11 protein-coding genes are annotated in these 10,768 nt (G+C 42.7%); 10 read left to right on the forward strand and 1 reads right to left on the reverse strand.

What is annotated here, in order from left to right:
• Positions 1-42 precede the first annotated feature (42 nt).
• Positions 43-468, forward strand: coding sequence for a hypothetical protein (locus NTV63_04260; GenBank protein MCX6710133.1), 426 nt, complete (start codon positions 43-45; stop codon positions 466-468).
• 787 nt (positions 469-1,255) lie between these two features.
• Complete coding sequence (dnaG, locus tag NTV63_04265) at positions 1,256-2,626, forward strand: DNA primase DnaG (GenBank protein ID MCX6710134.1); 1,371 nt, start codon at positions 1,256-1,258, stop codon at positions 2,624-2,626.
• Positions 2,627-2,802: 176 nt separating this feature from the next.
• Here dnaG and NTV63_04270 read toward each other — a convergent pair whose 3' ends face one another.
• Positions 2,803-3,951, reverse strand: coding sequence for a SurA N-terminal domain-containing protein (locus tag NTV63_04270; protein MCX6710135.1), 1,149 nt, complete (start codon positions 3,949-3,951; stop codon positions 2,803-2,805).
• Positions 3,952-4,259: 308 nt separating this feature from the next.
• Here NTV63_04270 and NTV63_04275 point away from each other — a divergent pair, with 308 nt between their 5' ends.
• From NTV63_04275 to NTV63_04310, 8 genes are all read left to right on the forward strand, one after another.
• The gene (locus NTV63_04275) at positions 4,260-4,688 is read left to right on the forward strand and encodes a hypothetical protein (GenBank protein MCX6710136.1); all 429 of its coding nucleotides are present in this window, start codon (positions 4,260-4,262) and stop codon (positions 4,686-4,688) included.
• A 48-nt stretch (positions 4,689-4,736) separates the two neighbouring features.
• Entirely contained in the window at positions 4,737-5,480 is a 744-nt protein-coding gene (gene psmA, locus NTV63_04280) for an archaeal proteasome endopeptidase complex subunit alpha (protein MCX6710137.1), read from the forward strand.
• A gap of 61 nt (positions 5,481-5,541) precedes the next feature.
• Positions 5,542-6,258, forward strand: a complete 717-nt coding sequence (locus NTV63_04285) for a ribosome assembly factor SBDS (protein MCX6710138.1) — start codon at positions 5,542-5,544, stop codon at positions 6,256-6,258.
• A gap of 102 nt (positions 6,259-6,360) precedes the next feature.
• Positions 6,361-7,332, forward strand: a complete 972-nt coding sequence (gene rrp4, locus NTV63_04290; GenBank protein MCX6710139.1) for an exosome complex RNA-binding protein Rrp4 — start codon at positions 6,361-6,363, stop codon at positions 7,330-7,332.
• A 24-nt stretch (positions 7,333-7,356) separates the two neighbouring features.
• On the forward strand, positions 7,357-8,094 hold the full coding sequence (locus NTV63_04295; GenBank protein MCX6710140.1) for an exosome complex exonuclease Rrp41: 738 nt from the start codon (positions 7,357-7,359) through the stop codon (positions 8,092-8,094).
• Between the two features lie 12 nt (positions 8,095-8,106).
• Positions 8,107-8,889: an exosome complex protein Rrp42 gene (rrp42, locus tag NTV63_04300; GenBank protein MCX6710141.1), complete on the forward strand. Its 783-nt coding sequence runs from the start codon at positions 8,107-8,109 to the stop codon at positions 8,887-8,889.
• A 51-nt stretch (positions 8,890-8,940) separates the two neighbouring features.
• Entirely contained in the window at positions 8,941-9,234 is a 294-nt protein-coding gene (locus NTV63_04305) for a DNA-directed RNA polymerase subunit K (protein MCX6710142.1), read from the forward strand.
• A gap of 269 nt (positions 9,235-9,503) precedes the next feature.
• Positions 9,504-10,676, forward strand: a complete 1,173-nt coding sequence (locus tag NTV63_04310; protein MCX6710143.1) for an MFS transporter — start codon at positions 9,504-9,506, stop codon at positions 10,674-10,676.
• Positions 10,677-10,768 lie beyond the last annotated feature (92 nt).

Here is a 10,768-nt window from a genome sequence, read left to right on the forward strand (position 1 = left end):
AAATATATAATATAATATACAAAACAAAAGAGGGTGATACGATTGGCTGAGTTTCTGCTTATGCCCCCGATTCTTTTCGGGCTTGCAATAGGGCTTTATGAGACAATTTTTATGACAATGGGAATGGGGATAATGTCCTACAAGTTCAAATACGGCTTGCAGGCAATGATTTTTTCAATAATATTTGCTTTCGCATCAATGAATTCAGGGTTTGTAATCGGGGCTGTTCCATTTTTTTCAGGGATTCCCTTTGTTAATACCGCATTGGGCTTTGGATTGGTTGTTTCAATCATTGCAGGCTTGAAGGTTGGGATTGTCTCTTTAATCCTGAGCAATATGGGAATGTCTGGAAATGTTTACGGCGCGCAGAGATGGATTCATTCTTTTGTTGCAGCAGCTCTTGTGTTTGCAGCGCCTTATGCTTTCCCGTTTGTATCAAACATCCTGCCTGAATTCCTAAGAGCATAATTCTTTTTGATATTTTTCTTTCCTGTTCATTGAGTTTTATCCATGGCATATCCATCTTTTATTGCTGCAAAAGGCACATCATCAATCATTTGTATTCTAATATACCTTTTAATATTCTGTTGGCTTTTAGATGTAAATATTCCAACCAAAGATTTAAATATGACTCATTAATATCCATTTCCTGCCCGTTACGAGAGTACTCATAGGAGCTTACGATGAAAATCCAGGCAATGAGTATGGGAGTTAGTAAAACGGGCTACAAAATTTTTAATTCAAAAGCCAAAGCAGCGGAAAAAAGAGCAATCGCTTTTCATTCATCAATTCATGTTTTATTGAATAAATAGAATATAATTAGCTGTTGATTGTTGATAATTCCAACAGGAAAAAAATAATTGACAGGCGGTTGTTCTTCTGAATTAAGATTTTTGCAGATTGGTTAAGTTTAATGTATCAATGCCTTAATGATTTGGATTAAGGGGGGAATACACTAAAAATTAAGAATTTGAAAATTTTTTCAAACAAAAAAGATAAGAAATGTAGAAAGGAGTAAATCATGCTTGCATCTTATTTCCAAAAAGACAAGGTAAATCCGCTTTTGAAGAAGCGGGAATGAATGCTCGCTGTAATTTTTATTATTTTCATGAACAGGCAGAGCATGAGATAAGGCAAATAGGCTCTTTTTGGGTAAGAACACTCCTTCTGAAAGAAAAGCAGGCAGCAAAAAAGTTGAAAATCATTTTTTTTCAACACAACAAAAGAGAATAAGAATTTAGGAGGATTGATTAAAATGGGAAAAATCAGCCCAGTATCAGCAAAATACATCATTCACGCAACAATCTCAATAGAGGGAGTTGTTGACAGGCCTGATGTTATCGGAGCGGTTTTCGGGCAGACAGAAGGGCTTCTTGGAGCTGACCTTGAATTGAGGGAGCTTCAGCGCTCAGGAAGAATTGGAAGAATAGAAGTTGCATATGACACCAAAGGCGGAAAGACATACGGGAGCGTGCAGATTCCTTCATCTCTTGACAAGGCAGAGACAGCGATTGTTGCTGCATCACTTGAGGTAATCCAAAGAATAGGGCCCTGCGATGCCAAGATAACAGTCAATAAGATTGAGGATGTAAGAATCAGCAAGAGGAAGTTCATTGTTGAAAGGGCAAAAGAGCTTCTCCACAACTGGATGGAAACCTCAATGCCTGACTCGCAGGAGCTTTCTGAGGAAGTTACTCATTCTGTAAGAGTTATGGAAGTCCAGGAATACGGAAAGGACAGGCTTCCTGCAGGCCCTGCTATTGATGAGTCAGATGAGATAATACTTGTTGAGGGAAGGGCAGATGTGCTTAACCTTCTGAAGTATGGAATCAAGAATGCAATAGCAATGAACGGCACCAATATGCCCCAGACAGCAATTGACCTGAGCAAGCAGAAAACCGTAACCCTCTTCGTGGATGGAGACAGGGGCGGAGATTTGATAATCAAGGGAATGATGGGAGTTGCAGAGATTGACTTTGTAGCAAAGGCGCCCGATGGGAAGGAAGTTGAGGAAATCACCCAGAAGGAAATCCTTAAGGCGCTCAGGGGAAGGATTGCTGTTGAGCAGGCGAAGCTTGACACAAACGGAACTGAGGAACAGCAGCAGGTTGAAAGGCAGCACCAGGGCGAAAACGCCTATGAGGAATACAGAAAGGAAAGAACCAGCAGAGACAGCCGCGATAACCGCGACAGCAGAGATAGCAGGGACTTTGACAGGCGAAGGAACGGCAATAGCCGGGACAGCAGAGACAGCCGGGACATGAGAGGAAGGATGCCCAGCAATAACATCAGGATGCCTCCAAGAAGGGAAGAGCAGCCGTCGCCAAAGCTTTCACCTGAGCAGAGCGCAACATTCAAGCAGACAGCCGAAGAGCTTGTTGGGACAAGAGGAGCATGCATCTTTGACGAGAAGATGAATGTCCTTGGAAAGGTTCCGATGACTGAACTGTATGGAACCCTGAACAATATCAACTCAGGAATTGAGAGCATTGTCTTTGACGGCTCAATCGAGCCAGAGCTTGTTAGGCTTGCAGAAAAGGCAAATGTCAAAATCCTTGTCGGAATGGACTCAAAAGTGAGGCCGGGAGAATCAAGGATTAAGATAGCGACAATTGCTGAGCTTTAAATGAGTTGAATGATTTTTTTTCTTTTTTCTTTTCTTTGAAGGTTCTTAATTATCAAAATTATAGGCGCATCATTCTTTTTTCAATAGTCAAAGTAAGGATAATTATAACCTGCAAATATTAAAATCAAGAAATAATAAAAATAAATATTAAATCAATAAAAATAAATTTGATTCTTTTACTGCACTTTTATTACTGGCTCTGTGACATCTTCTGATGTTAAATTCCCTGTTTCTTCCTTCTTTTCAGCTGCCCACAGGAAATATTCAACCTTTGCCCTTCCCCTCATTGTGGAGAGGTATTCATTGAGAATGGTGTTTCTCATCACATTTTCAAGCCCGCTTTTTATTGTGCCATTGAGCTCCACAAATGCTATCACATTGTTTTCTCTTTTGAGGATGTAATAGCCATTTTCCCCCTTTATTGCCCCGCTGTATTCGCCCTGCTTAAGAGAGAATGCAGTTGAGGATATTTCTTTTGAAAGGGTTTCTTTTGTGACAAATCCGAGGTCTCCGCCGTACTGCGATGAGTTAGAGTCTATTGAGAGCGTGTGCGCGAGGCTGACAAAATCAGCTCCTGACTTTAGTTCAGAAAGCAGTGAATCTGCATCTGCGCTTGAATTAACAAGAATCTGCCTTAATCTTATCTCATTCTCTTTTGCAGAGTATTTGTCCATGCTGTCATTGTAGAATTTTATGACATCAGCTTCGCTTATATTGACTTTGGGCTCAACACTCCTGTTGAGAAGTTCAATTATAGTCAGGCTTCTCTTGTAATAATCCCTCAGCTCTTTCATTGAGAGGTTTCTTCCCGCGAGCATGATTTTCAGAGTATCCTCTGTGAGAGCGCTCTTTGATATTGCGTCATTAAGGACACTGTCAACATTATTCTCAGGGATTTTTATCCCCTGCTTACTTGCTTCCTGCAGGAGCGCCTCTTCATTTATCAGCTGCTCAAGCACTAACTTTCTGTCCACCATGAGCTTGTATGAGTCAGGAAGCCCTCTTATGAAAAAGAAGGTGTTGAATGCTGTGTTGAATTCGCTTTCTGTAATTGGTTCTCCGTTTACCTTCACGATAACAGGGCTTCTCTCAAATATTCCCGATACGAATGCCTTTGTCTTGCTGAAATTTATCAGCAGGAATGCGACTGCTATAATCAGGACTATTGCAGCTATCCTTGCGAATCTTACCTTTCTCTTTTTTCTTGATATGAATGTAGGCCTGAGCTTTTTGTTGGGCTTGAAATCAAGCTTTGGCAGCTTCCCTGCCTTTTTTGCCGGCTCTTTTTTCTTTTCTTTGTCTTTAGAATCCATTTCTTCTTCCAAATCAAACACCCCGCTTCCCTAAAGGGATAATGATGCATTTAAAAGCATTTAATATGAAATCCGGGGTACTTAAATAAATAATTTGCGGTGTTTAATAATAATAGAATAAGGATATAATTCAGGTGTAAAAGCCTTTTAAAGCCAAAAACAGATTTTTCCGCAATATTTAAATAATACCAGCCCATCCCAGAAAACTGAGAGATAAAAAACACAAAAATATTATTTCTCGAACAAGCGTGCATGCGGGAAAAGGCAGGAAACCTGCGCTTTGTCCGCGCATATCATTAAGGAGATAGAAGGTGCTTATGATGGAGAAAAAGCCGGAGCATCTGAAAATTAAGGCGCTGCCTCCGTCTTTAAGGGAAAAAGCGCACTATGTGGCCTTTGAGATAATCAGCGAAAGCGGCAGGAGAATACCCTTTTCTGACTTTTCAAGGGAATTTGAGAAGAGCTTTTTCTCACTTGCAGGGGCTCTTTCCTACGCTCGGGCAAACCCGAAAGCCCTTTATGACACATTTGATTCAGATTCAGGAACCGGGATAATAAAAGTTGAGCGCGGCTACGATGAGATGCTGAGAGCCGCCTTATGCACCATTAAAAACATAAAGGTTGATAATTCCGCTGAAGAGCACCTGATTGTTGAAAGCATAACAACATCAGGCTCAATAAGGAAAGCAAAGAGAAGAATAAAAGAGAGAATTGAAGAATTGCAGGCAGCAAATTTGCAGGCAAATTAGGATTTCAGGAAAATAAGGCTTATAAAAAATCATTGCGAGGTTAGGAAAATGGTTGAAGAAAAAATCCAGTCAATGCAGCATCAGGTAATGGGATATGACAGGGCAATCACAATGTTCAGCCCGGACGGAAGGCTCCTGCAGGTTGAATATGCAAAGAAGACAGTCAAGCAGGGCTCAACTGCAATCGGGATAACATACAAGAACGGTGTGCTTCTCCTTACAGACAAGAGGATAACAGACGACCTTGTGATTGCGGACTCTGTTGAGAAGATATGGATAATTGACGACCATCTGCTTGCAACAGCAGCAGGGATAATCTCTGACGCCAGGGTTTTAATTGACAGGGCTCAGGTCAAGGCGCAGCAGCACAAGGTTACATATGACAGCCCTATTGATGTTTTAAGCGTTGTCAAGGACATCTGCAACCTAAAGCAGGTTTGCACCCAGAGCGGCGGCTTAAGGCCTTTCGGGGTTTCGCTTCTTATTGCAGGAGCTGATTTTGACGGTCCAAAACTTTATGAGACAGACCCTACCGGGATATACTTCAGGTATAAGGCGGCTGTAATAGGAGAGGGCGAAGTAGAGGTTGAGGAGATCCTGAAAAAGGAATACAAGGAAAACATGAGCAGGGAAGATGCAATAAAGCTTGCCATGAAGGCAATGTACAGGTTCATAAAAAAGAATGTCAGCATGGACAGGATTGATGCTGCCTATGTTGAGCTTCCGGAAAAAAAGATTACGAAGGTTTCCAAGAAAGAGCTTGAGAAATACTACAGCGGCATAAGCAAGTGAGAATTTGTTTTTCAGATTTAATGCTGAAGATAGGTAAAAAACAGAATTAACAGAGGTTAAAATGCCTGCACCAATAGTTTTTGACAAGGAAAGGGTTCATCTCAATGTTGCAAGAATCAAGAAGGGCGGAGAGAACTTTGAGGTTGTGATAGAGCCAGACCTTGCAATAGATTTCCGAAACGGGAAGATATCCGACATACACGAGGTTCTTCACAGCGAAAACGTCTTTTCTGACGCCAAGAAAGGCGAGCGCGCTTCAGAAGCCCTTATGAAGCAGCTTTTCGGAACAGATGATGCACTGAAAGTCGCAGAGAAAATCCTCCGAGAGGGGGAAATCCAGGTGACAGAGGAATACCGCGAAAATCAGAGGGAAATAAAGAGAAAAAGCATAATTTCCGTTATTGCAAGGAATGCTGTTGACCCAAGAACAGGGCTTCCCCATCCTGCAGACAGGATTGAACGGGCAATGGAAGAGGCGAAAGTAAAGATTGACTATGCCAAGGGAACTGACGAGCAGATAAAGTCAATTGTTGCATCGCTGCAGCCAATCCTTCCAATCAAGTTTGAGAAAGTGATAATTGAATTAAGGATTCCCGCAAAGCACGCTGCCCGCGCTTATGCTGTTGTCAAAGGGCACGAGATTGTTTTGGCTGACTGGATGCCTGACGGAAGCCTCTCTGCAAAGTTGAAGATGCCTGCAGGGCTTCAGGAGAAGTTCTTTGACGAGCTCAACAAGATTGCGCACGGGGATTTCACCTCAAAAGTGGAAAGGGAGTGAATGGCAAAAAGAGAGTTAATGTCAAAAATTTAAATTAAAAAGGCAAAAAATTTTACATTAAAAAGTTTACATTAAAAAGAAAACAGAAAATTTGGAGTTGATATGAAAATGGGCAAAATACTTTTGGAAGACAAGGAGATAGTTGTTCCCGGAGACATAATTGCAGAAGGAATGGATTTCATTCCCGGCACAGGAACATTCAGGGAAGGCGAGAACATAATCTCAGCAAGGCTCGGGATGATAAGCGTGAGCGGGAGCTTAATCAAGCTTGTTCCGCTTTCAGGAAAATACATGCCGAAAATCGGCGATACAATAGTGTGCAAAGTCATTGATGTCAGCATGAGCGGATGGAGAGTTGACACAAACTCAGCCTATTCAGCAATGCTCTCAATGAAGGATGCAAGCTCAAGGTACATAAGCAGGGGCGCTGACCTGACCAAGTATTTCAAGATTGGGGACTACCTCCTCGCAAAAGTGATAAATGTCACATCGCAGAAGCTTGTGGACATGACTATGAAGGGTCCCGGGCTCAGGAAGCTTATCGGAGGAATTGTAATCGCAGTAAGCCCTTCAAAGGTTCCAAGGATTATCGGAAAAAACGGCTCAATGGTTTCAATAATAAAGGAAGCCACAAACTGCAATATTGTCGTAGGGCAGAACGGGCTTGTATTTCTTCAGGGAGCGCCCGCTGATGCAGTAAAGGCAGTCAATGCAATCAGGAAGATTGAGAATGAAGCCCACATCTCAGGGCTTACAGAAAGGATGGAGAAGGCATTGAACTACACTCCAAGGCCTGAAAGCGAGAGGATTTCCAGCCCTGAAAGCGAGTCAGAAAGTTATGGCAATGGCGAAGGCTATGAAAGAAGAGAGGAAAGAAGAGAGGAGCGAAGGCCATACCATGAGCACAGGGAATACGGAAGCGGAAATGAGCACAGGTTCGCAAGCACCAGGCAAGACAGCTTCAGAAGAGGAAGCGAGGGAAGCCCAGAGGGGAATTCTGAAAAGAATCCTGAAAATGGAAATTCAGGGCAAGAATCCCATGAGCAGCATTTCAGCGAAGAAGAGCAATTTTAGGTAATGATTTGAAAGGTGATCAATTTGAGTTACGAAAAAAGATTGGACGGAAGAAAATTTGATGAATTAAGGCCGATTTCTGCAAAGGCAGGGGTAATCCCCAGGGCAGACGGCTCAGCATATTTCAAGATGGGCAAGACTGAAGCCTATGCAGCTGTATACGGGCCAAGGAACCTTTTCCCAAAATTCATGCAGGATCCTGAAAAGGGGATTCTCAGATGCAGGTATAACATGATGCCATTTTCAGGCGCGGGGGAAAGGGTAAGGCCTGGAGGCTCAAGAAGGTCAAAGGAAATCTCAATGGTTACAGAGAAGGCGCTCCTTCCTGTTCTTGACCTTAGCGATTTTCCCAATTCAGTTGTGGATGTTTTCATTGAGCTCTCTCAGACAGATGCCGGCTCAAGGTGCGCAGGGATTTGCGCAGCAGCAATTGCCCTGGCAGATGCAGGGCTTGCAATGAGGGATCTGCCTGTTGCAGTTGCAGTTGGAAAGGTTGATGACAGGGTTCTTGTGGACCTCAACTATGAGGAAGAGGCATTTGAGGGAGAGGTTTCAGATATTCCAGTGTGCGTAATTCCAAGAAACTGGGAAATCTCACTTTTGCAGATGGACGGGGAGATAAAAAAGGAGCAGCTTATGGACGCCCTTTCACTCCTCAAAAAGGCAGTCCCCCAGATTCACAAAATCCAGAGGGATGCTCTAAGGGAAAAATTCAGGAAATTAGGGGAAGGGATTGAAGAAGCAAAAACAGAGGAAAACTAAAAGGCGATTGATATGGATGAAGATCTCAAGGAACAGATAAAAAAGGCGCTTTCAGAGGAAGTCAGGCTTGACGGAAGAAAGCCCATGGAATACAGAAGCATTGAAGTTGAAACAGGAATAATAGAGACAGCAGAGGGCTCTGCAAAAGTTAAAATCGGGGAAACCGAAGTGCTTTGCGGGGTTAAAATGGAGATTGGAACTCCTTACCCGGACACGCCGGCAGAAGGGACAATCGCAGTCAATGTAGAACTCCTGCCGCTTTCAAACCCGGACTTTGAATCAGGCCCTCCTGGGGAACAGGCAGTTGAGGTTGCAAGGGTTGTGGATAGGGGAATAAGGGAGGCAAAGGCAGTTGATTTGAAAAAGCTGTGCATAAAGGAAAATGAGAAGGTATGGATGGTCAATATTGACTTATGCACAATAAACGATTCAGGAAACTTAATAGACGCTTCAGGGATTGCCGCTCTTGCAGCTCTTATGAATGCAAGGTTCCCAAAATATGACGGCGAAAAGATAGACTACCATAAAAAGACAGATGAAAGGCTTCCCATGGCAAGGCTGCCCCTTCCATGCACAGTATTAAAGCTGGGGAACAAATTCTTTGTGGACCCAAGCTCTGAAGAAGAAAAGGTTTCAGAGGTCAGGCTTACTGCCTCAATAACAGAGAAGGGGACAATATGCGCCCTCCAGAAAGGCGGAGAGCACCCGCTTACAATGGAAGACATTTCAAGCATGCTGGATATTGCAATCAGCAAAGCAGATGAGATAAGGAAGGCAATAAAGGGCAAAATTTAAGAAAGACAGCCAAAAACTAACCTTTAATCAGGTTTATCAGGAGATGGTTTCATGAAAAAGCAGAAGGAAGAAGCGGAAGTTCAGGTTTACACAAAATATGAAAGGGCGAGAATGATAGGAAGCAGGGCTCTTCAGATAGCAATGGGCGCCCCTTTTATGATAAAGATGGGGCAGGAAGAGCTTGAAAAAGTCAGGTATGACCCTGTAAAGATTGCAGAGATGGAGTCAGAAAAGGGATTAATCCCGATGACTGTGAGAAGGCCAATGCCTCTCCCCAAGAAAAAAACCGTTTCTGCGCCGAAGCCCGAATTTTCCGAGGAAAAGGAAGAACAGAAAGAGGAGTAAATTTTTAAAATATTTAAATATTTTTTTTTTAGATAATATTCTTTAAATAATTTAAAATAATTAATCCAAAATAATTCTTATTAAAAAAATCATTATTAAAAATTCTTTTAGCATAATCTTTTGGCATGATTCACAAATGCAAAACAAATTCCCAGATGCAAAATATACTGCAATATTCATTGCAATAAATTCCAAATCAAAAGATATTTATAAAACTCCTCCATAAGTGTTTTTGATAGATTGTAATGGATAAAAATAAAGGGATGAAGATGCCTGAGGGTAAAGAGCCTTCAGAGGAAAAGATTGACACAAGAAAGACTATGCGCGTGTTCTCATGGGCGTCTTTTCTGAATGACCTCGGGGCAGACATGATTTACCCTATCTGGCCCTTTTTTGTCACTGTTTTCCTCGGCGCTAACATGGCAGTTCTCGGTTTTATTGACGGGCTTAGCGATGCCGTAGTTTCCCTTTCGCAGGCAGCTTCAGGCTACCTTTCAGACAGGATAAGAAAAAGGAAGCTTTTCATATGGCTCGGCTACCTGTTCGGGGGGATTTCAAGAGTTGGATATGCGGTTTCATCTGTGTGGCAGCACCTGATACCATTCCGGATTCTTGACAGGGCTGGTAAAATCAGGGATGCTCCCCGCGATGCGATGCTTGCAGATATTTCAAAAAGGGCTAACCGCGGAGAAAATTTCGGAATCCTCAAGGCGATGGACAAGCTGGGCGGGCTTTTTGGAGTGGTATTTACAGTTCTCTTTTTTAGCTTCCTCGGCTATAAGAATATTTTCCTCATCGCAGCAATCCCCTCATTCATAGGGCTTGCGCTTATTCTCTTTTTCATAAAGGAGAAGAAATCTGAAAATCCTGAAGAGCGCAAATGGCTCTCTTTCAAGGAAATAGGAAAGGATTTCAGGCTTTTCCTTTTCCTCAGCTCATTTTTTGCCCTCGGCTCATTCAGCTACTCTTTCCTTCTTGTTTTTGCAAGCAGGCTCGGGTTCAAGATAAGCTTTGTTCCTGTTCTTTACCTGATTTTCACTTCTGTTGCATTCCTCTTTTCGCTCCCTTCAGGAAGGATGGCCGATAAGATTGGAAGAAAGCCAATGCTTATGGTTGCATACATCCTTTGGGGGCTTGTCTGCTGGTGCTTCATCTTTCTCAGAATGTATCCCTGGGCGATAATACTCTCTTTTGTGCTTTACGGAATACATAAGGGAATTCTTGACCCTGTGCAGAGGACATTTGTTTCAGAGCTTGCTCCTGAGAAATACAGGGCAAGCGCTCTCGGGCTTTTCCAGATGGTGATTGGGATGTGCGCCCTTCCCTCCTCATTAATCGCAGGAATAGTCTGGGACAAGTTCGGTTTCCTTGCGCCTTTCTGCATTTCGCTTGCGCTGACAATCCCTTCAATACTCCTTCTCACTTATGTGAAAGAGGCGTAAAATCTGGAAAGTTATACTTCTGCCTGAGGAAGATTTATAATAAAAGCGGCAAAACCTTTTCTTATGGCTGCATAATGCGCAATGAACATGAA

The organism is Candidatus Woesearchaeota archaeon (genome assembly GCA_026394965.1).
GTDB lineage: Archaea > Nanobdellota > Nanobdellia > Woesearchaeales > 0-14-0-80-44-23 > JAPLZQ01.